At 53.0% G+C, this 19752-nt stretch carries 19 protein-coding genes and 5 tRNA genes; 12 read left to right on the plus strand and 12 right to left on the minus strand.

What is annotated here, in order from left to right; translation table 11 throughout:
* Window positions 1-12: 12 nt before the first annotated feature.
* From JTI98_RS13080 to JTI98_RS21445, 3 genes are all read right to left on the minus strand, one after another.
* A tRNA-Asn gene (locus tag JTI98_RS13080) sits at window positions 13-88 on the minus strand.
* Window positions 89-187: 99 nt separating this feature from the next.
* On the minus strand, window positions 188-1675 hold the full coding sequence (locus JTI98_RS13085) for an EmmdR/YeeO family multidrug/toxin efflux MATE transporter (protein ID WP_044266802.1): 1488 nt from the start codon (window positions 1673-1675) through the stop codon (window positions 188-190).
* 1 nt (window position 1676) lies between these two features.
* Entirely contained in the window at window positions 1677-1829 is a 153-nt protein-coding gene (locus JTI98_RS21445; RefSeq protein WP_371811889.1) for a DUF5951 family protein, read from the minus strand.
* A gap of 6 nt (window positions 1830-1835) precedes the next feature.
* Here JTI98_RS21445 and JTI98_RS13090 point away from each other — a divergent pair.
* Window positions 1836-1911 (plus strand) — tRNA-Asn (locus tag JTI98_RS13090).
* A gap of 54 nt (window positions 1912-1965) precedes the next feature.
* On the opposite strand, the gene JTI98_RS13095 is transcribed toward JTI98_RS13090, so the two are convergent.
* From JTI98_RS13095 to JTI98_RS13105, 3 genes are all read right to left on the minus strand, one after another.
* Window positions 1966-3420, minus strand: a complete 1455-nt coding sequence (locus tag JTI98_RS13095; protein ID WP_043000265.1) for an AMP nucleosidase — start codon at window positions 3418-3420, stop codon at window positions 1966-1968.
* A 115-nt stretch (window positions 3421-3535) separates the two neighbouring features.
* Window positions 3536-4852: a shikimate transporter gene (shiA, locus tag JTI98_RS13100; protein WP_216081350.1), complete on the minus strand. Its 1317-nt coding sequence runs from the start codon at window positions 4850-4852 to the stop codon at window positions 3536-3538.
* A gap of 208 nt (window positions 4853-5060) precedes the next feature.
* Window positions 5061-5136: transfer RNA gene (locus JTI98_RS13105), tRNA-Asn, on the minus strand.
* Between the two features lie 327 nt (window positions 5137-5463).
* Here JTI98_RS13105 and nac point away from each other — a divergent pair.
* Both nac and cbl read left to right on the plus strand, forming a co-directional pair.
* Window positions 5464-6381, plus strand: coding sequence for a nitrogen assimilation transcriptional regulator NAC (gene nac, locus JTI98_RS13110; protein ID WP_044266804.1), 918 nt, complete (start codon window positions 5464-5466; stop codon window positions 6379-6381).
* 101 nt (window positions 6382-6482) lie between these two features.
* Entirely contained in the window at window positions 6483-7433 is a 951-nt protein-coding gene (cbl, locus tag JTI98_RS13115; protein ID WP_216082247.1) for an HTH-type transcriptional regulator Cbl, read from the plus strand.
* 36 nt (window positions 7434-7469) lie between these two features.
* Here cbl and JTI98_RS13120 read toward each other — a convergent pair.
* A tRNA-Asn gene (locus JTI98_RS13120) sits at window positions 7470-7545 on the minus strand.
* Window positions 7546-7645: 100 nt separating this feature from the next.
* Window positions 7646-8443 carry a DgsA anti-repressor MtfA gene (gene mtfA, locus JTI98_RS13125; protein ID WP_043000268.1) on the minus strand — a complete coding sequence of 266 codons (798 nt, stop codon included), beginning with the start codon at window positions 8441-8443 and terminating at the stop codon, window positions 7646-7648.
* Window positions 8444-8536: 93 nt separating this feature from the next.
* On the opposite strand from mtfA, the gene JTI98_RS13130 reads away from it, so the two are divergent.
* Window positions 8537-8626, plus strand: a tRNA-Ser gene (locus tag JTI98_RS13130).
* Between the two features lie 145 nt (window positions 8627-8771).
* On the opposite strand, the gene JTI98_RS13135 is transcribed toward JTI98_RS13130, so the two are convergent.
* On the minus strand, window positions 8772-9521 hold the full coding sequence (locus JTI98_RS13135; protein WP_044326746.1) for an SDR family oxidoreductase: 750 nt from the start codon (window positions 9519-9521) through the stop codon (window positions 8772-8774).
* 101 nt (window positions 9522-9622) lie between these two features.
* Between JTI98_RS13135 and JTI98_RS13140 the strand changes: the two genes are divergently transcribed.
* The gene (locus JTI98_RS13140; RefSeq protein WP_216081351.1) at window positions 9623-9985 is read left to right on the plus strand and encodes a helix-turn-helix domain-containing protein; all 363 of its coding nucleotides are present in this window, start codon (window positions 9623-9625) and stop codon (window positions 9983-9985) included.
* A 53-nt stretch (window positions 9986-10038) separates the two neighbouring features.
* On the opposite strand, the gene ompC is transcribed toward JTI98_RS13140, so the two are convergent.
* A complete protein-coding gene (gene ompC, locus JTI98_RS13145; protein ID WP_216081352.1) occupies window positions 10039-11220 on the minus strand; it encodes a porin OmpC in 1182 nt (393 codons plus the stop codon).
* Window positions 11221-11868: 648 nt separating this feature from the next.
* On the opposite strand from ompC, the gene drpB reads away from it, so the two are divergent.
* From drpB to JTI98_RS13165, 4 genes are read left to right on the plus strand one after another with little or no spacing between them, the layout of a single operon-like run.
* Window positions 11869-12138, plus strand: coding sequence for a cell division protein DrpB (gene drpB / locus JTI98_RS13150; RefSeq protein WP_072200637.1), 270 nt, complete (start codon window positions 11869-11871; stop codon window positions 12136-12138).
* A gap of 52 nt (window positions 12139-12190) precedes the next feature.
* Window positions 12191-12889, plus strand: coding sequence for a phosphohydrolase (locus JTI98_RS13155; RefSeq protein WP_044327628.1), 699 nt, complete (start codon window positions 12191-12193; stop codon window positions 12887-12889).
* A gap of 50 nt (window positions 12890-12939) precedes the next feature.
* Window positions 12940-14373 carry a DNA cytosine methyltransferase gene (locus JTI98_RS13160; protein WP_058588238.1) on the plus strand — a complete coding sequence of 478 codons (1434 nt, stop codon included), beginning with the start codon at window positions 12940-12942 and terminating at the stop codon, window positions 14371-14373.
* Entirely contained in the window at window positions 14354-14821 is a 468-nt protein-coding gene (locus tag JTI98_RS13165; RefSeq protein ID WP_044257588.1) for a very short patch repair endonuclease, read from the plus strand. The genes JTI98_RS13160 and JTI98_RS13165 overlap by 20 nt, the downstream gene beginning before the upstream one ends.
* Here the strand turns inward: JTI98_RS13165 and yedA are convergent.
* Window positions 14813-15733: a drug/metabolite exporter YedA gene (yedA, locus tag JTI98_RS13170; RefSeq protein WP_216081353.1), complete on the minus strand. Its 921-nt coding sequence runs from the start codon at window positions 15731-15733 to the stop codon at window positions 14813-14815. The two genes, JTI98_RS13165 and yedA, sit on opposite strands and share 9 nt — an antisense overlap.
* Before the next feature lie 171 nt (window positions 15734-15904).
* On the opposite strand from yedA, the gene JTI98_RS13175 reads away from it, so the two are divergent.
* The 3 genes from JTI98_RS13175 to dgcQ all read left to right on the plus strand — a co-directional run bounded on the left by JTI98_RS13175 (window position 15905) and on the right by dgcQ (window position 18893).
* Window positions 15905-16822, plus strand: a complete 918-nt coding sequence (locus JTI98_RS13175; protein ID WP_090049404.1) for a DUF808 domain-containing protein — start codon at window positions 15905-15907, stop codon at window positions 16820-16822.
* Window positions 16823-16897: 75 nt separating this feature from the next.
* On the plus strand, window positions 16898-17080 hold the full coding sequence (locus JTI98_RS13180) for a YodC family protein (protein WP_043000278.1): 183 nt from the start codon (window positions 16898-16900) through the stop codon (window positions 17078-17080).
* A 118-nt stretch (window positions 17081-17198) separates the two neighbouring features.
* Window positions 17199-18893: a cellulose biosynthesis regulator diguanylate cyclase DgcQ gene (gene dgcQ, locus JTI98_RS13185; RefSeq protein WP_046401522.1), complete on the plus strand. Its 1695-nt coding sequence runs from the start codon at window positions 17199-17201 to the stop codon at window positions 18891-18893.
* On the opposite strand, the gene JTI98_RS13190 is transcribed toward dgcQ, so the two are convergent.
* Window positions 18890-19705, minus strand: coding sequence for a mannosyl-3-phosphoglycerate phosphatase-related protein (locus JTI98_RS13190; protein WP_216081354.1), 816 nt, complete (start codon window positions 19703-19705; stop codon window positions 18890-18892). The genes dgcQ and JTI98_RS13190 overlap by 4 nt on opposite strands.
* Window positions 19706-19752 lie beyond the last annotated feature (47 nt).

A 19752-nucleotide genomic window follows, 5' to 3' on the forward strand; every position in this document is an offset into this window, starting at 1 on the left:
AAAACAAGAAATTGGCTCCTCTGACTGGACTCGAACCAGTGACATACGGATTAACAGTCCGCCGTTCTACCGACTGAACTACAGAGGAATCGTGTGAACGGGGCGCATATTAGCGACGCCCACTGCCGTTGTCAAAGCCTGAATGCACCGTCGCGATCGTTTGTCGAAATATTCCTCATTTCGTTGTTTATTCAGACGCAACGGGTGATTTTGTCAGCTTTTGATGTTCCGGGCGCGGGTATTTCCACAGCCAACGTCCGCTAACCATACGCCAGTAAAACAGCGCTGCACGTACCGCCCAGTCGAAGAACATTCCCATCCAGACCCCGACAACACCCCAGCCAAGTACAATCCCCAGCGTATAACCAGCAACCACTCGACAGCCCCACATTCCCAGCATCGATACCCACATGGCGAAACGTGCATCGCGCGCGCCTTTAAACCCTGAAGGTAAAACCCAGGAAGCAGCCCAGATCGGCATAAACGCCGCGTTGAGCCAAATCAGGATGACAACCACGTCTTTTACCTCCTGATCGCGGGTGTAAAACGAGGCCATCAGCCCGGCAAACGGCGCGCTCAGCCAGGCAATCGCGGTCAGGCCAATCGTGGAAAGCCAGAACACGTGGCGCAATTGAATCTCCGCCTGGGCAATCTGTCCGTTTCCAAGACGTCTTCCGGTAATAATGGTGGATGCCGACCCCAGCGCGTTTCCTGGCAGGTTAATTAGCGCGGCAATGGAGAATGCGATGAAATTACCGGCAATGACGCTGGTGCCCATCCCGGCGACAAACATCTGCGTTAATAACTTGCCGCCGTTGAACAGTACCGATTCAATGCTGGCCGGGATACCAATCCCCATCACTTCCCAGATAATGGCGAAGTTCAGCGGTTTAAAATAACTTTTCAGCGGAATGCGCAGCGCCGGGTTAAAGCCAATCATCAGCACCCAGATAATGGCAACCGCGCCGATATAGCGCGAAATAGTCAGGCCCAGTCCTGCGCCGACAAAGCCGAGCCCTTGCCAGGAAAATACTCCGTAAATCAGGATGCTACTGATAATGATATTAAGGATATTCATCCCACCATTTATCAGCAGCGGAATTTTTGTATTGCCCGCGCCGCGCAACGCGCCGCTACCAATCAGAGCAATCGCGGCGGCAGGATAACTAAGAACCGTTAATTCCAGGTAAGTCAGCGCCAGCGCCTTCACTTCCGCTGTCGCTTCACCTGCCACTACATTGATAATCTGCGCGCCAAAGTAATGAATCACCGCCGCCAGGATCACGGCAAACAGCGTCATAATCACCAGAGATTGTCGGGCCGCAGCACGGGCGCGTCGGCGGTCACGTTTACCGAGGCTAAAGGCCACCACCACCGTCGTCCCCAGATCGATAGCGGCAAAAAAAGCCATAATTACCATGTTGAAGCTGTCAGCGAGACCGACGCCCGCCATCGCTTCTTTACCCAACCAACTGACCAGAAACGTACTGAGTACGCCCATCAGCAAAACGCAGGTATTCTCCAGAAAAATAGGCACAGCAAGTGGGGTAATTTCGCGCCAGAAAAGTACCTTATAGCTCTTGCGTTTGGCATACCAGGGCGTGCGGGTGACGGCCTGACGTAGGGCAGCGGAGACGTTCAAAATGGACCTTAGAGAAGAAAGTTGAAACCTCATTTCAAATGATGAGGGAGAAACGGAAAAGCTGCAAAGTTTTTTGCCGATTAAATCTCTGCAATTGCAACAAATTGTTGAGAGAAGCGCCAATTAACCGTGCATGTCGGAAATGGGGTTTGACAAAAGTTTTTTCGCCGCTAAGATAAGCCTCCACAACGATTCCTCTGTAGTTCAGTCGGTAGAACGGCGGACTGTTAATCCGTATGTCACTGGTTCGAGTCCAGTCAGAGGAGCCAGATTTAAGAAGCCCGCTTTTTAGCGGGCTTTTTGCTTTCTTCCTCTGGTTCTTCTTAACGGAATGGTGGCTCGTTGAAGGTGCGCAGTTTGCGGGAGTGCAGACGGTCGCCTTCAGCACGCAGCAGGTCAATGGCGCGAATACCAATCTGCAGGTGTTCGGAAATGGCCCCCTCGTAGAAACGGTTTGCCTGACCGGGCAGTTTGATCTCACCGTGCAGCGGTTTATCCGAAACGCACAACAAGGTGCCATAGGGCACTCGGAAACGGTAACCTTGTGCGGCGATGGTGGCGCTTTCCATATCAATTGCCACGGCGCGACTCAGGTTAAAACGTAGCGCAGAGGCGGAGTAGCGCAATTCCCAGTTGCGATCGGAGGTGGTCACCACCGTTCCGGTACGCAGGCGCTGTTTGACCTCTTCACCAGGCATACCGCTGACCATCTTCGTCGCGTCATACAGGGCGCGCTGTACCTCTGCAATGCTTGGAATGGGGATATCCGGCGGCAGTACCGCATCCAGCACCTGATCGTCACGCAGATAGGCATGGGCAAGCACATAATCGCCAATCGCCTGGCTTTCACGCAGGCCGCCACAGTGACCAATCATCAACCAGACATCCGGGCGCAGAACCGCCAGATGATCGCAAATTGTTTTGGCGTTAGACGGGCCTACGCCAATATTTACCAGCGTGATCCCCTGACCGTCGGCAGTGATCAGATGCCAGGCGGGCATCTGGTGTTTCTTCCAGGCCAGATCGGAAATGGCTTCTTCGGGCGCTTCCGTTTCAGCGGTGATCCAGATGCCTCCGGCGCAGGAAAGCGCAATATATGGGCTGTCCGGATCGAGAATTTGACTGCATCCCCAGCGCACAAACTCATCCACATAGCGGGTGTAGTTGGTGAACAATACGAACGGCTGAAAATGTTCCACCGGCGTGCCGGTATAGTGACGCAACCGGGCGAGTGAGAAATCGACCCGTCGTGCGTCAAAGTGCGACAGGGGAGAATACTCGACGGGATGATAGATGCCATCTGCGGTTTCATCACCAATTTGCGCCAGTTCGGTGGTTGGGAAATGGCGGGTTAGCCCAGCGCTCATTGAGCGGTCAAGTGTGAGCTCAGAACCGTCAATTACGTACGGATAGGGGATCTCATGCTGTGATGGCTCGACGGTGATCTGCGCGTCGTAATCCTGATACAACAGCGTGAGCTGTTCTTCCAGATAGGGGCGAAACAGTCCCGGACGGGTGATGGTCGTGGTATAGCAACCTGCATGAGTAAAACGCCCATAAGCACGGGTTTTCGGGGGATTGGTGGCATTGCCATCCCAGGTAACAGAAAGCGATGGATAAACAAAAAGACCTTTACTCCGGGCGGTGAGATCGGGAAGTTCCCCCGTTTCAATGTACTTGCCAATGGCACTGCGTAGCGCCTGAACCGACTGCTCGTAGAGTGCATCAAGTTTTTCCAGCGCTTGTGCAGGCGTCAGGCTGGAGCCCTTACTCTTCATCTGTGTCTCCTTGTTCTACAGGTGTACTGCTCACCCGATAGTATGTCACCGGAATGTGAAACAAAAGTCAGAGTTTTAGAGAAGAGGCGAGAGCCGAATGGCCCTCGCAGAGAACTCAGGCGTGTTGCTTATCTTTCATCAGCAATGCGGTGGCGGCTGAAATCAGGCAGCCTGCCAGCAGGTAGATAGACACGCTGTGCCAGTCGCCACCGGAGAAGGTAACCAGCGCCGCGGCGATGAAGGGGGTGAATCCGCCGCCCACCACGCTGGCAACCTGATAACCCACGCCAGCCCCGCTGTAGCGATATCCTGCACCGAACATGCCGGTGAACATCGGTTGCTGCACGCAGACCACCATGTCATGAGCAATGTTAGCAAGCATGATCGAGAAGAACACAATCCAGAAAATCGACTGTGATTCGAGAGCCATAAAGAACGGAAATGCGCTTAGCGTGCCAATCAACGCACCGGTAATATAGACGCGCCGACGGCCAAAGCGGTCTGCCAGCCAGGCAAAGCAGGGGATGGTCAGGCAGCTTAACCCTCCGACCAACAGGCCGATATTCAGAAAGAGCTCACGCGGCAGGCCGAGGTTTTGCGTCGAGTAATTCAGGGCGAATGCGGTAACGATGTACATAGTCAGCAGTTCGCACAGACGGAGCGCAATAATCTTTAAAAAGGCACCCGGATGGCGTACGAGCGCTTCCATCACCGGCAGGCGCTTTTTCTCTTCAGGCCCCTGCTGTTTCTGCTGTTCAAATTCTGCTGACTCTTCCATCCCGTTTCGCACCCATAACGCACCAAGCACCAGGACGATGCTGAACAGGAACGGAATACGCCAGCCCCAGCTCAGGAACTGCTCGTCGGTCGTCAGATAACTGATCAATGACACAAGGCCTGTGGAAAGCAGCAGGCCGACGCCGTAGCCCACCTGTACGCCGCTGCTGTAGAACGCTTTTTTGTTTTCCGGCGCGCTTTCTACGGAGAGTAATGCGGCACCGCCCCATTCACCGCCGACCGCAAATCCCTGAATCGCGCGCAGCAGTACTAACAGTACCGGCGCCCACCAACCAATAGCGGCGAATGAAGGAAGAATGCCAATCAATGCTGTGGCAATACCCATCATCCAGACGGTGAGCATCAGCATCCGCTTACGGCCTAAGCGATCGCCGAAGTGGCCGAAGATCACGCCGCCCAGCGGACGGAACAGGAAACCGACACCAAAGGTGGCAAATGCGGCAAGCGTACCCATTGCCGGGCTGACCTGCGGGAAAAACTCACGGTTAAAGACCAGTGCGGCGGTAATGCCATAAAGCAGAAAATCGTACCAGTCGACGACGGCACCGGCAAAGCTGCCCAGCGCGGCACGTCTGGCGCGATTAAGCGATGGGGTTTCCTTTACGGAGGGGGTGGAGATGAGGGTGGAATCCATAGTAATCCTGTCTGTACTGATTTTATTATTAGTATGGGAATAAGAGTCACACACATTGCGGCCAACCTATAAGTGGTTGTTATGAGACTACCGCGACAGACAGGAAGAGAAAACGATTTTTAATCCACAAAGGGCAGAACAGGAAAATGAAGCGGATATGGCGTCCGAAAAAGCAAAAAGCCCGCTAAAAAGCGGGCTCTTCAAAATTTGGCTCCTCTGACTGGACTCGAACCAGTGACATACGGATTAACAGTCCGCCGTTCTACCGACTGAACTACAGAGGAATCGTGTGAACGAGGCGCATATTAGCGACGACGATTGGGGTTGTCAAAGGGGGAAATGCGATTGTGCGTCTGTTTGCTGACAAAACCAGCAAAGCGGTGAACTTTCGGTCTCCGGTGGGCTTTGCCCCATTCTGGTGCGTGTCTACCCCGGATGGGGCAGATCGGAAACCGCTGACGGGAATCGATATTACCGATAACAATCATAAATGCTTATTTTACGGCGATTTAACACCAATTCCTCCTCTTATCCGAAACTGGCAAGCATCTTGCAATTCTCTCCTGACATCACTGCCAGCATGGGTTCTGGCATTCCGGACAGGAGGCAAAATGAACTTCAGACGATTGAAATATTTCGTGAAAATTGTCGATATTGGTAGCCTGACACAGGCCGCTGAAGTATTGCATATCGCACAGCCCGCGCTGAGTCAGCAGGTTGCCACTCTGGAAGGCGAGCTCAATCAGCAATTGCTCATTCGCACTAAACGAGGGGTGACGCCGACTGAAGCGGGAAAAATCCTCTACACCCATGCGCGGACGATCCTTCGTCAGTGTGAACAGGCGCAGTTAGCTGTCTGTAATGTTGGGCAAACCTTAACGGGACAGGTGTCGATCGGTCTTGCGCCGGGCACTGCCGCGTCGTCAGTCACCATGCCGCTGCTACAGGCGGTGCGCGCAGAACTGCCCGAGGTACTGGTGTATCTGCATGAAAACAGTGGGGCCGTACTGAACGATAAATTGTTGAGTGGTCACCTGGATATGGCGGTGCTCTACGAGCGTTCTCCACAGGCAGGCATTACCAGCCAACCTCTGCTCAAAGAAGACCTCTTCCTTGTTGGTACCCGTGATTGCCCGGGGCAGAGTGTAGACCTTACCGCTGTTGCACAGATGAATCTTTTTCTCCCTCGTGACTACAGCGCAGTCCGGTTGCGGGTTGATGAAGCCTTCTCACTGCGGCGTTTAACGGCGAAAGTCATCGGCGAGATTGAGTCGATAGCCACGCTGACCGCAGCGATTGCCAGCGGCATGGGCGTGACGGTGCTACCGGAATCCGCCGCGCGTTCTCTGTGTGGTGCGGCAAATGGCTGGATGGCACGCATTACTTCGCCGTCGATGAATCTTTCGCTGTCGCTGAATATGTCAGCAAGAGGGAGTTTGTCACCGCAGGCACAGGCGGTGAAAGAGATCCTGATGTCGCTGGTGAGCAGTCCGGCACTGGATAACCGCGAGTTGCAGTTGGTCAGCTAAACGTTATTCCATGACGGAATAAGATGCAGGTTTTTATTATTTGTTATGCCGGACATCTGACTTTAACAATAGCGGCATGTCTGATGTATCCGGAGCAACAAGTGAATTTCCAGCAGCTAAAAATTATCCGTGAGGCAGCCCGTCAGGATTACAACCTGACGGAGGTCGCCAATATGCTCTTTACCTCTCAGTCAGGGGTGAGTCGGCATATTCGCGAGTTAGAAGATGAGCTTGGGATCGAGATATTTATCCGTAGGGGCAAGCGTTTGCTTGGCATGACCGAGCCAGGTAAGGCGTTATTGGTTATCGCCGAGCGCATTTTAAATGAAGCCAGTAACGTACGCCGACTGGCGGATTTGTTCACTAATGACACCTCGGGCGTGTTAACTATCGCCACGACGCATACGCAAGCGCGATACAGTCTGCCGGGGGTGATCAAAGCCTTCCGCGAATTATTCCCGGAAGTTCGTCTGGAATTAATTCAGGGAACGCCGCAGGAAATAGAGACGTTATTACAAAATGGCGGGGCGGATATTGGTATTGCCAGCGAACGGCTGAGCAACGATCCTCTTTTGGTTGCTTTCCCCTGGTTCCGCTGGCATCACAGCCTGTTAGTGCCGAATAATCATCCATTGACCCTGGTTTCGCCGCTCACGCTGGAGTCGATCGCCCACTGGTCGCTGATCACTTATCGGCAAGGGATCACCGGGCGTTCCCGCATTGATGAAGCTTTTGCCCGTAAAGGTCTGCTGCCGGATATTGTTCTCAGCGCGCAGGATTCCGATGTGATTAAAACCTATGTCGCGTTAGGACTGGGGATTGGTCTGGTGGCGGAACAGTCCAGCGGTGAACAGGAAGAGGGGGCGCTGACGCGGCTGGATACCCGGCATCTGTTTGACGCCAATACTGTCTGGCTGGGACTGAAGCGCGGGCAACTCCAGCGCAACTACGTCTGGCGATTTATCGAACTGTGTAATGCGGGATTGTCCGTGGAGGATATCAAGCGGCAGGTGATGGAGCCTGATGACGTGGCGATTGATTATCAGATATAAAGCAAAAAGCCCGCTAAAAAGCGGGCTTTTTAAATTTGGCTCCTCTGACTGGACTCGAACCAGTGACATACGGATTAACAGTCCGCCGTTCTACCGACTGAACTACAGAGGAATCGTGTGAACGAGGCGCATAATACTGACCTCGCTACGGCGTGTCAACAGTAAAATTAGCACGCTTTTTCAAGTGGTTAATTAATCCCCAAAATGGAGGATCAGTGAACCTGCGCAGGGTCAAATGGGTCATCGTCTTCGTTATCACGAAGGCGTTGCAGAGGGTCCTGCTGATAGAACTGGCAGAAACGTTGCCACAGCGCGGGGAACCGTGGCGCAAAGAGTTCCGGGGCGCTGAAGAAATATTCTGACAGGACCGCAAAACATTCCGCCGGATCGCTCGCCGCATAGGCATCAATGCTCGATGCCGTTTCACCCACCAGATCAATTTCATCCTGAATATTGTTCATTGCGGCGTGCAGGTCGTGCTCCCAACTGGCGACTTCCCGCAGAGGAATCAGCGGGATGCCGCTGGCGCGATCGCCATTGCGCATGTCCAGCTTATGGGCAACTTCATGAATAATCAGGTTAAATCCGGAGGCGTCGAAGGAGTCCTGAATATCCAGCCAGTTCAGGATGATTGGTCCTTGCTGCCAGCTTTGTCCGGACTGAACAACGCGCTGGTTGTGGACCAGACCAATATCATCTTCCCATTCGTCATCGACGACAAAGGGCGCAGGGTAGATCAGCACCTCATGGAAGCCATCCAGCCATTCGATACCCAGTTCCAGAACCGGCAGACAGAAAAGCAGGGCGATGCGCGCGCTTTTCAGCGAGTCGAGTTCGAAACCCTGAAGGGCGACCAGCCTTTTTTGTTGCAGGAATCGCTCTGCCAGCGCAATGAGTCTGGCTTGTTCTTGCGCGGTCAGGGTCACAAGCAGGGGGATTGCAAGGGCTTCCTCCCACTGAGCAGACTCATTTTGTGCGGTGTCTTGTGCTTTCCAGGGCCACTTAATCATCGATTTGCTCGCAAACTCGTCACTTGAACAAAATTGAAGGGACAGGGTCTGTTAAAATGCCAAATTACCTGGCATGATGGCAACCATCAAAACGGAGAGATGCCGGAGCGGCTGAACGGACCGGTCTCGAAAACCGGAGTAGGGGCAACTCTACCGGGGGTTCAAATCCCCCTCTCTCCGCCACTATTCAAGCACTTACCCTTCCTGTTGTCAGTGACGCACGTCCCGTTGAGTAAAACGAACAGAGATATAACGCCGAAGTTCCCTTCAGCGCCATTATGTTCGTCACATTTTCAATGACTATCACGAACAGCCAGGAAGCCTGGAATCACAGATTGCCGGTTCCACCATCTACCAGTAGTTCCGTACCTACGGTATAACCCGACTCATCAGATGCCAGATAGAGCGCGGCCTTCGCCAGTTCCGTTGGCGTACCCATGCGTCCCAGAGGCACCAGGCTGGCAATGTCACTTTGCAGCGTGCGCTGCGCTTCTTCACTAAGTCCCAGCTTATTGAGCGCGGGTGTGGAAACTGGGCCTGGGCTTAAGCCATTAACGCGTATTCCCCGGGGTAAGAGTTCTGCCGATAGTGTGCGTGCGAGCGATAATAATCCGGCCTTACTGGCGGCATAAACGCTGCTGGTTGGCAGACCAATATGCGCGCTGACCGAGCCGCAAAGGATCACGGAAGAGGGATTATTCAGAAGTGGCAGCAGTGCCTGCAGCAAAAAGAAAGGCCCCTTTAGATTGATTTGCATCAGGCGGTCCCACTTTGCCTCATCCCACTCTTCGATCAGTCCATGCGTGACGTCACCCGCATTGACGAAAACGGCATCCAGCCCCGGCCAACGCGAAGCGAGGGTTTCTGCCAGCCCTTTTTGTGCCTGAATATCCCCGGCATCGGTGGCAATCACCCATGCGCTGTCACCCAGAATGCGTTGGGCTTGAGCGAGCGTGCCGGGATTGCGTCCTGTGACAGCGACATGCGCGCCTTCGGCAATAAACTCCTGCGCAGTTGCCAGACCAATACCACTGGTCCCGCCTGTAATGAGCGTATATTTACCTGTTAAGCGACCCATTTTACTTCTCCTGAATTGTCTCTGGAGAATGCACTATAGAAACGTTAGTATCTAAAGGAAACCAGGTACCAAATGGATACTAAAGAGGCAAGAGGTGTGCTATGGCGGAATCAGCCGACGGTGTAACGGAGAAAAATGTTCAGCATCAACCCTGTCCGATGACTCGCTTCGTCAGTCTGGTCTCCGGAAAGTGGGCAATACCGATTTTGTACCGTCTGATCGTACTGAATGCCCCGGTGCGTTTCGGCGAGTTATTGCGGGCAGCAGCCCCCATTACGCAAAAAGAGCTGACAAAACAGCTGCGTTTATTTGAGTTACGCGGACTGGTGTCACGTACAATTTATCCGGAAATTCCACCGCGCGTTGAGTATCAGATAACGCCATTGGGATTGACCATGCATAGCGCGCTGGCGCCTCTGGCTGACTGGATGCGGGAAAATGGCGACAAGCTCAATACTGAGTGACATTTCAGGCACAAAAAAGCCCGCCGGAAGCGGGCCTGGAATTATTCTGGCGATTAGAACTGATACACTAAGCCCACAGCAACGATGTCATCGGTCGCGATGCCGTTGTCTGCATAGAAGTGGTCATCGTTATCCAGCAGGTTGATTTTGTAATCAACGTAGGTGGACATGTTTTTGTTGAAGTAGTAAGTCATACCTACATCAACATATTTCACCAGATCTTTGTCGGTGTAGCGTGGGTTACCATCACCATCATGATCCTGACCACCCAGTTCCTTCCCTCTAGATACCAAGTAGGCGATAGAAGGGCGCAGACCGAAATCGAACTGGTACTGTGCAACCGCTTCAAAGTTTTTGGTCTGGTTGGCAATACCGCCATTGGTTTCACCTTTACCGCCGCCGTAATAGGTCATGTTGCGGGTTTCGGCATACATTGTGGCCAGATAGATATTGTTCGCGTCATATTTCGCGCCAATGGTCCAGGCTTCAGCTGTTTCACCACCGGCGTAGTTGTTGGCACGAGAACGATCGCCATATCCACGAGAAACCTGATCATCCGTGCGGTCAGATGAAGAATAGGCTGCACCCAGGCTTAAACCGAAGTCAAAGTCATAAGAGGTGGACATACCGAAACCGTCGCCGTTTTCCTGGGCCAGTTTACGATATGTGCTATTGCCTGAGCCTTCCTGGCCAAAACTTGCGCCTTCATTGTTGCCCTGATACTGCAGCGCGAAGTTCAGGCCATCAACCTGACCAAAAAAGCCTTTGTTACGGTAGGTGGCTACGCCGTTAGTACGACCCAGCATATAGACGTCGGTCTGGGTGTAGGAGTCACCACCAAATTCCGGCAGCATATCAGTCCACGCTTCGACGTCATAAACCACACCGTAGTTACGACCATAGTCGAAGGTACCATTCTGACCGAAACCTAAACCCGCGAAGCCCAGACGCGTTGCGGAATCGCCTTTGTCACCTTCGGTGCCGCTTGCGTTAATGTTATATTCCCACTGACCGTAACCAGTCAGTTGATCCATGATCTGGGTTTCACCCTTGAAGCCCAGACGCACATAGGACATGTCGCCATCACTGTCAGTGTTGTCTGAGAAGTAGTGCAGTCCATCCACTTTCCCATAGAGGTCCAGTTTATTACCGTCTTTATTATAGACTTCAGCAGAATGGGCTGCGCCAGCAATCAATAATGCTGGAACGAGCATGGCCAATACTTTTCTTTTCATTATGTATTCCCTTATGATAATAATCTTTATGAATAAGTGCAGCTTTCCAGAAGAGCACGTCTGGATACTATTCCAGGAGTTCATTTTATTTTAAAAATAACATGTAACAATTGTATTTTAAATATTTCTAAATGTTTCTTTGTGGATATTTATAATTCATATTGCATGATAAATATAAAACAAATTCATGATTTTTATGATTTAATATCAATTATTTATGCTTTTTTGTTTTGATATTGATGGATTGAATGTTTTCCAGATGGCAATCGTACACGTTTGCCGAATGTGATAATTAAAAAAAACCGGCATAAATGCCGGTTATAAAAAAATGATTAAATGATAAAAAGGCTAATAACACGTTTATAGTGCCATGATTAGTATAAAACTAAAACCAGGTTGATGGATTGGCGTTTTATTAATTTATGATATGAGTAAATAAACAGGAGTCAGGAGATGTTTGAAAATAAGCGGAAATAACAGAGTGTTTTGTGACATAACTAAAATTGCCCTGGATCAATACATCTGCAAAATCAATGATTCGTGATTATATTGTGACGCACATAACGGGAAAATGTGACTATAATCACAAAAAACAGCAAAAAAAATCTTTCGAGTTACGTCACAAAAATGGAGTTTCCTTTGAGCAGTATGGAAGAAAGAGCAACGCGGAGTCTGGGCGGTAAACTGGCATTGTGGGTGTTTTACGCTTTCTGCGTCTATTTTGTCTGGGCCATGCTTCGTTATGCCTGGGTGATCAGCCACATCCAGTCAATTCCGGTTGCCGGATTTGAAAGTTCGCTTGGCTCAACCAGCGGAAAATGGATGGGGGCTTTGCTGGGGTTTCTGGTACTTGGGCTGGTGGGGTTGATTCTTGGCGGCATCGCCTGGTATACGCGCCCGCGTCGTCAGCCAACGTGAAGCTGCTGGAGAAACTTGCTACTGTAGCCTTTCTTAACGTACGGGAGGCACTGTGGATCTTCAGCACTGGCAATCACAATTTGAAGCATGGCTATGCCATCATCACACCCGGCAGGACGCCGCGCATGATATTTTTCACTTCCGCCGCGTCTGGGCGACATCCCGACAGTTGATGGAGGGGCAGCAGGTCGATGAGCTGGTCGTGCTGACCGCGTGTTATTTTCATGACATTGTCAGCCTTGCCAAAAATCATCCGGATCGTCATCGCTCGTCGGTCCTGGCGGCGGCAGAAACCCGCCGTCTCCTCATCCGTGATTTTCCTGCTTTCCCCGAGTCGCAACTGGCGTCGGTTTGCCATGCGATTGAAGCCCACAGTTTTAGCGCAAATATTGCCCCCCTCACGTTGGAAGCGAAAATTGTTCAGGATGCAGACAGACTTGAAGCGCTGGGCGCGATTGGGTTGGCGCGTGTCTTTGCGGTTTCCGGCGCGTTAGGCGTGGCGCTTTTTGATGGCGAAGACCCCTTCGCCGAGCGACGAGCGCTCAACGATAAACAGTTTGCCCTTGATCACTTCCAGACCAAATTACTGGCGTTGCCCGACACCATGCAAACCGAGCGTGGCCGGGAACTCGCCCGGCATAATGCCGGTTTCCTGGTGAACTACATGGCAAAACTGAGCGCGGAGCTAAAAGGGGAATACGAATCTGTCGATCCGGCGGTGATCCGCACGTTCAGTCCCAGCCACTCGTGAGGCCAATTTTATGTTAACCTGACGCCACTCTTTTTTGGTCGGTTAACGATATGCAGCAAAATCTTTCAGTAACAGGTTCGCTGGTTCCCGCAACAGACAGCAATGCAGACGTTGCGCAGGCGTTATTGGCGAAATTGTTGGAAATTTATGATGTTAAAACGCTGGTGGCTCACCTGAATGGAATCGGCGAGAACCACTGGAGTCCGGCCATTTTAAAGCGCGTGGTGGCGAATGCCTCCGCCTGGCACCGATTAAGCGAACGAGAGTCGGGGTTTTTGCGTACCCTGTTGCCCACGCCGCCAGCGCACCATCCGCACTATGCCTTCCGCTTTATCGATCTCTTTGCCGGTATTGGCGGTATCCGTCGCGGATTTGAGGCGATAGGCGGGCAGTGTGTGTTTACCAGCGAGTGGAACAAACATGCGGTGCGTACCTATAAAGCGAACTATTACTGCGACCCGGCCAGCCATCACTTTAATGAAGACATTCGCGACATCACGCTCAGCCATCGCGAAGGCGTCAGCGACAGTCAGGCGGCGGACCATATTCGTCAGCATGTACCGCAACATGATGTCCTGCTGGCAGGCTTTCCGTGCCAGCCGTTTTCCCTTGCCGGGGTGTCGAAGAAAAATGCGCTGGGACGCGCCCACGGTTTTGCCTGCGATACTCAGGGAACACTGTTCTTTGACGTTGTACGAATCATCGATGCCCGCCGTCCACCGATTTTTGTTCTGGAAAACGTGAAAAACCTGAAGAGCCACGATCAGGGCAAAACGTTCCGCATTATTATGCAGACGCTGGACGCTCTGGGTTACGACGTTGCCGATGCAGAGGATAATGGCCCGGACGATCCGAAAATCATCGACGGCAAACATTTTTTGCCGCAGCACCGGGAACGCATCGTGCTAGTCGGGTTTCGTCGCGATCTGAACCTGAAGCGCGATTTTACCCTGCGTAACATCAGCACACGTTACCCGCCGCGGCGGACGACGCTGGCGGAATTACTGGAACCAGTGGTTGAAGCCAAATATGTGTTGACGCCTGTACTGTGGAAATATCTCTACCGCTACGCGAAAAAACATCAGGCGAAAGGTAACGGTTTTGGCTACGGCATGGTCGATCCCGCGAATCCGAATAGCGTGACGCGAACGCTTTCCGCGCGCTATTACAAAGATGGTGCTGAAATTCTGGTAGACCGCGGTTGGGATTTCGCCACCGGGGAAGTGAATTTCGACGATCCGCAAAATCAACAGCATCGTCCACGTCGCCTGACGCCGAGAGAGTGCGCACGACTAATGGGCTTCGAGTCGCCGCAGGGATACCAGTTCCGTATCCCTGTTTCTGACACCCAGGCCTATCGCCAGTTTGGAAACTCGGTGGTCGTGCCCGCGTTCGCCGCCGTGGCGAAATTGCTGGAAGAGAACATTAATGCGGCGGTCGCGTTACGGCAGCAAGAGAGCGCTCATGGCGGACGTTCACGATAAGGCAACGCGCAGTAAAAACATGCGGGCCATTGCAACCCGCGATACGGCTATCGAAAAACGACTGGCGGGGCTGCTGACGGAGCAGGGGCTCGACTATCGCGTTCAGGATGCTTCACTACCCGGTCGTCCTGATTTTGTGGTGGATGAGTATCGCTGTGTCATTTTTACCCACGGCTGTTTCTGGCACCACCATCACTGTTATCTGTTCAAAGTGCCCGCGACGCGCACCGATTTCTGGCTGGATAAGATTGGTAAAAACGTGGCGCGCGATCGCCGCGATATCCAGCATTTACAGGAACTGGGCTGGCGGGTGCTGATCGTCTGGGAATGTGCGCTACGCGGACGGGAAAAGCTTAGCGACGCTGCGCTGTCAGAACGTCTTGAAGAGTGGATCTGCGGCGGCGGCGCGCCCGCACAGATCGACACTCAGGGGATGCATTTACTGTAACGTTTTTTTGTTTTCCACCGCGTCAGGCATCGGTTTGGCCGGGAAAAGGTATTTCCCCAACGTGACCAGAACGACCGCAAAGACAATGACCCCCAGCGCCAGCCATTCAATCGGCGCCAGACGTTCACCTCCCAGTCCCGTCCCCAGTAACACCGCAACGACCGGATTCACATAGGCATAACTGGTTGCCAGCGCGGGGCTGACGTTACGGATCAAATACATATAGGCATTGATGGCAATGATGGAACCAAACAACGCCAGGTAGCCGACCGCCAACAAGCCTGACAGCGACGGCAGCACGGTTAGTTTTTCACCGCTGAGCAGTGAGGCACACATCAGTACGATCCCGGCGGCGAGCATCTCTATTGCGCCGGCCATCATCCCTACCGGTAGCGTAATACGCGAACCGTAGACGGAGCCAAACGCCCAACTGATCGAACCGATCAGAATTAATATCGCCCCCCACGGATTGCCGCTCAGATTACCACCGCTGTTGAGCATCACGATCCCCGCCAGCCCAATCGCAATCCCCAGCCATTCGAGCCTGCGGGTTTTAATGCCAAAGAAATGGCTAAAGCACAGAGTGAATAGCGGCACCGTCGCCACCACGACCGCCGCGATCCCGGAAGGGACGTTTTGATGCTCCGCCAGGGTAACCAGACCGTTGCCGACGGCCAGCAGTAAAATACCAATCAGCGCCGCGTTAAGCAGAGGACGAAGCGGCGGCAGTTTATGGCCGCGCAGTAGTAAAAAGGCGGTTAACAGTCCTCCGGCGGCGAGAAAGCGCACGCCAGCCATCATCAGCGGCGGCCAACTTTCCACACCGATACGGATGACGAAATAGGTGGAACCCCAGATGATATACAGCGCGAACAGCGCGCTGAAAAGCGGTAACAACTGCCTGAAACGCATAATCCCTCACGTGAAAAACGCTAACAAGCGACATAGTAAACGCGAAAACTATCAGGCTGGCGAGCGATATAATTCATGCATCTTGTTAAAAAAATGTTGACGAATAACACCAGTTTCGGCCTCGCGTGTTTTACTCCATACTTAACGCTTCAAGAATAAAAAAATGAGGGAATAATTTTGGCAGGAAGTAGCTTACTGACCTTACTCGATGATATCGCCACGCTGTTGGATGACATCTCGATGATGGGCAAACTGGCCGCGAAGAAAACCGCTGGTGTACTGGGGGATGATCTGTCGCTTAACGCGCAGCAGGTGACGGGGGTAAGAGCAAACCGCGAGTTGCCGGTGGTCTGGAGCGTTGCGAAAGGCTCGCTGGTTAACAAAGTGATCCTGGTGCCGCTGGCGCTGCTCATCAGCGCCTTTATTCCCTGGGCGATTACACCGCTGTTGATGATTGGCGGCGCCTTCCTCTGTTTTGAGGGCGTGGAGAAAGTCCTGCACACCTTCGAATCGCGAAAACACAAAGAAGATCCGGCTGAGCGACAGCGGCGGCTGGAAGCGCTGGCGGCGCAGGATCCGCTGGCGTTTGAGAAAGATAAAATCAAAGGCGCAGTGCGAACCGACTTTATACTCTCGGCAGAGATCGTGGCGATCACGCTCGGGATTGTGGCCGAGGCGCCGTTGCTCAACCAGGTGCTGGTTTTGTCAGGCATCGCGCTGGTGGTGACCATTGGCGTTTATGGTCTGGTTGGTCTCATCGTTAAGCTGGATGATATGGGGTACTGGCTGGCAGAAAAAACCAGCGTGCTGGCGCAGACATTAGGGAAAGGGCTGCTGGTTGTCGCGCCGTGGCTGATGAAATCACTGTCGGTGGTGGGTACGCTGGCCATGTTCCTGGTGGGCGGGGGAATTGTGGTACACGGTATTGCGCCGTTGCATCATGCCATTGAACAGTTTGCCCAGCAGCAAAATGCTGTGGTGGCGTTGATTTTACCGACGCTGCTGAATCTGGTATTGGGGTTTATCATCGGTGCCATCGTTGTGCTGCTGGTGAAAGCCGTTGCCAGAATGCGCGGGGTTGCGCACTAAAAGTCTTCCTCAGAATGAGGCAAAACAGGACATCCTCGTCTAAGGTGAAAACGTTCACTGGATACAGGAGGTAACATGGTTTTTTTGGTCAGTGAGGAAGTGACTGTGAAAGAGGGCGGTCCGCGTATGATTGTCACCGGCTATTCCAGCGGTATGGTGGAGTGTCGGTGGTATGATGGGTTTGGCGTCAAGCGAGAGGCATTCCATGAGTATGAACTCGTCGCTGGCGCTACCTGTAGACGGTGTGATGAAGCCTGATGACAAAACGCCCGGCGGATGTCGGGCGTTTTCTTAAAAAATGCGTGACGGCAACAATACGTAACGTACTGCGTTATGCCAGGATTAGGAAAGCAACAGCGAGTAGGGAGTGGGCAGAGTGCCGCACGAAGCAACGATGGAAAACGGGGGCTGGCTGAAAACGTTGGCGCGGCGACTCGGCCCTGGCCACGTCGTGAATCTCTGCTTTCTTATTGTCATGTTTTTTTCGACTCTTCTGACCTGGCGGGAAGTGGTCGTCCTGGAAGACGCCTATATCTCCAGCCAGCGTAATCATCTGGAAAATGTCGCCAACTCGCTCGACAAGCAGTTGCAATTCAATGTGGATAAGCTGCTGTTTCTGCGTGACGGGATGCATGAGGCGCTGATCACCCCGCTGGGGTTTTCGGTCTTAAGAGATGCGGTTACCCATTTTGAGCAGTTGCGTCATTCACGCGTCTGGCAACTTGAGCTGGATAAGCGACGGACACTGCCGCTGAATGGCGTTTCTGATGCGTTTGTAAGTCAAACTCAGTTGCTCTCGCGTGACGATCAATCGCTGAATAACGAGCTGACCGCCGCGCTGGAAGTGGGCTATTTGTTGCGTTTAGCGATCATCCGTACATCGATGTCGCAACAGGCGATGTATGTCTCGCGCGCGGGCTTTTACGTCTCCACGTTACCGACATCGCTGTCCAGCGATATTACTACCCGATATTACGACTACGTGATCCAACCCTGGTTTACCGAGCAGTCGCAGCGAAAAAACCGCATGCGCGGCGTACGCTGGTTCACCACGCCGTCACCCGATCTCTCTTACGAGCAGCAGCGCGTGACCGTTAGCGTACCGCTGGATTATCACTTTTACTGGCTTGGCGTGCTGGCGATGACCATCCCCGTGTCGGCAGTCGAACGGTTTATGGATGAAGCCATCGATAAGGACGTGGAGGGGGTGTATCAACTCTATGACAGCAGACTGAAGCTGCTGGCCGGTTCCTCGGCGGAATTGAGAAATGCGAACACCTTTGATGAGCGCGAACTGGCGATGCTTGCGCACGATATCGAGCAGGATACCGTAGGCGGTTTGCGCATGGGGAGCCGCTACATCAGTTGGCAACGTCTGGATCATTTCGATGGCGTACTGGTGCGGGTACATACCTTAAGCGAAGGGGTACACGGCGATTTCGGCAGCATCAGTATTGCACTGGCGTTACTGTGGGCGCTGTTCACCGCGATGCTGATCATCTCCTGGGTGGTCATCCGTCAAATGGTTAGCAATATGTTTGTGCTGCAAAGTTCACTTCAGTGGCAGGCCTGGCACGATACGCTGACCCGCTTGTATAACCGCGGCGCGCTGTTTGAAAAAGCTAAGCACTTGACTCAGCGTTGCCGAACGCAAAAACAACCGCTGTCGGTTATTCAGATCGATCTGGACCACTTCAAAAGTATTAATGATCGCTTTGGTCACCAGGCCGGGGATCGGGTGTTAACGCATGCCGCAGGCTTAATCAGCGGGACATTGCGTACTTATGATGTCGCGGGACGAGTCGGCGGGGAGGAGTTCTGTGTAGTCCTGCCGGAAACTTCACTGGCGCAGGCGGAGCAGATAGCCGAACGTATCCGCCTGCGGCTGAATGAGAAAGAGATTCTGGTGGCGAAAAGTGCCACGTTGCGGATTAGCGCCTCACTCGGGGTGAGCAGTACCCAGGAGACCGGAGACTATGATTTTGAGCAGCTCCAGTCACTGGCGGACCGTAGACTCTACCTGGCAAAACAGGCAGGCCGTAACCGGGTCTGTGTCTCGGATAAAGGCTAAGGCGTGGCGAAAAAATGGGTCATGCCTTCGTCCCAGCCTTCCGGTCCCTCTCGCTGCGTGCGGTAAACCTGTACGGTGCTGTCGGGGCGTAAAATTACCCCTTCGCGACTTAAGCCTTTCACGATGACGGCGTAATCCATCGCCTCCAGCAGTGGCGCGTCATTCGGGCCATCGCCCAGTCCGACGGTGACCGGACGTCGCTTCCCCTGTTGCTGATATTGGGCAATCAGCCCGTTTGCAGCTTGATCTTTTCCAGCGCTGGCATCCAGGACATGCCAGAATCGCGCGCCCTGAACAAACTGTAATCCCAGGTCATTTAGCTGTCGGGTGAAGTCGACCATACGCTCATCGCTGTCGCGCCAGATCAGCGTGACTGAAGCTTCATGCAGGCGCGTTAAGCTGGCCTGGGCATGCGTCAGGCCAGTCCACTCGGCGATGGTGGACTCATCGACATCATCAAAAGTCGTAAATTTAAACGAGGATCGGGTACGAAGTTTGTTAATCACGGCGCTAATTTCAGCATGTGAGGCGCCGGCTATCTGTCGCGGGAAGTCAGGATGCGTCTGCCAACGGCTGTCCAGTTCAACCACGGCGCCATTCTCAGCAATCAGCGGCAATCCCTGTAAGCCGAGTAACTTCTGGATGTGCAGCATTTCCGCTGCCGTTTTGCTGCTGCACAGGATCAGCGGAATATTTTTCTCACGCAGTCGGGCGAGCCAGGCGGCGGCAGGCTGCCAGTCATAAGTGTGACTGTCCAGCAGCGTGCCATCCAGATCGGTAAAAATCAGCAATGGAGCGTCGAGTGAAAGCATTTTTATTCCTGTCACGTGGGTCGCCGTATTCTGGATAAATCCTAAAA

This window comes from Citrobacter sp. MGH 55 (assembly GCF_016906145.1).
GTDB classification, from domain to species: Bacteria; Pseudomonadota; Gammaproteobacteria; order Enterobacterales; family Enterobacteriaceae; genus Citrobacter_A; species Citrobacter_A amalonaticus.

What these genes read in the sequence shown, in the direction of transcription:
- JTI98_RS13085 (WP_044266802.1), bottom strand. Translation starts at nt 1,675, where the DNA reads ATGAGGTTTCAACTTTCTTCTCTAAGGTCCATTTTGAACGTCTCCGCT.
- JTI98_RS13095 (WP_043000265.1), bottom strand. Translation starts at nt 3,420, where the DNA reads ATGAAGAGTAAGGGCTCCAGCCTGACGCCTGCACAAGCGCTGGAAAAA.
- shiA (WP_216081350.1), bottom strand. Translation starts at nt 4,852, where the DNA reads ATGGATTCCACCCTCATCTCCACCCCCTCCGTAAAGGAAACCCCATCG.
- nac (WP_044266804.1), top strand. Translation starts at nt 5,464, where the DNA reads ATGAACTTCAGACGATTGAAATATTTCGTGAAAATTGTCGATATTGGT.
- mtfA (WP_043000268.1), bottom strand. Translation starts at nt 8,443, where the DNA reads ATGATTAAGTGGCCCTGGAAAGCACAAGACACCGCACAAAATGAGTCT.
- JTI98_RS13135 (WP_044326746.1), bottom strand. Translation starts at nt 9,521, where the DNA reads ATGGGTCGCTTAACAGGTAAATATACGCTCATTACAGGCGGGACCAGT.
- JTI98_RS13140 (WP_216081351.1), top strand. Translation starts at nt 9,623, where the DNA reads ATGGCGGAATCAGCCGACGGTGTAACGGAGAAAAATGTTCAGCATCAA.
- ompC (WP_216081352.1), bottom strand. Translation starts at nt 11,220, where the DNA reads ATGAAAAGAAAAGTATTGGCCATGCTCGTTCCAGCATTATTGATTGCT.
- drpB (WP_072200637.1), top strand. Translation starts at nt 11,869, where the DNA reads ATGGAAGAAAGAGCAACGCGGAGTCTGGGCGGTAAACTGGCATTGTGG.
- JTI98_RS13160 (WP_058588238.1), top strand. Translation starts at nt 12,940, where the DNA reads ATGCAGCAAAATCTTTCAGTAACAGGTTCGCTGGTTCCCGCAACAGAC.
- JTI98_RS13165 (WP_044257588.1), top strand. Translation starts at nt 14,354, where the DNA reads ATGGCGGACGTTCACGATAAGGCAACGCGCAGTAAAAACATGCGGGCC.
- yedA (WP_216081353.1), bottom strand. Translation starts at nt 15,733, where the DNA reads ATGCGTTTCAGGCAGTTGTTACCGCTTTTCAGCGCGCTGTTCGCGCTG.
- JTI98_RS13180 (WP_043000278.1), top strand. Translation starts at nt 16,898, where the DNA reads ATGGTTTTTTTGGTCAGTGAGGAAGTGACTGTGAAAGAGGGCGGTCCG.
- JTI98_RS13190 (WP_216081354.1), bottom strand. Translation starts at nt 19,705, where the DNA reads ATGCTTTCACTCGACGCTCCATTGCTGATTTTTACCGATCTGGATGGC.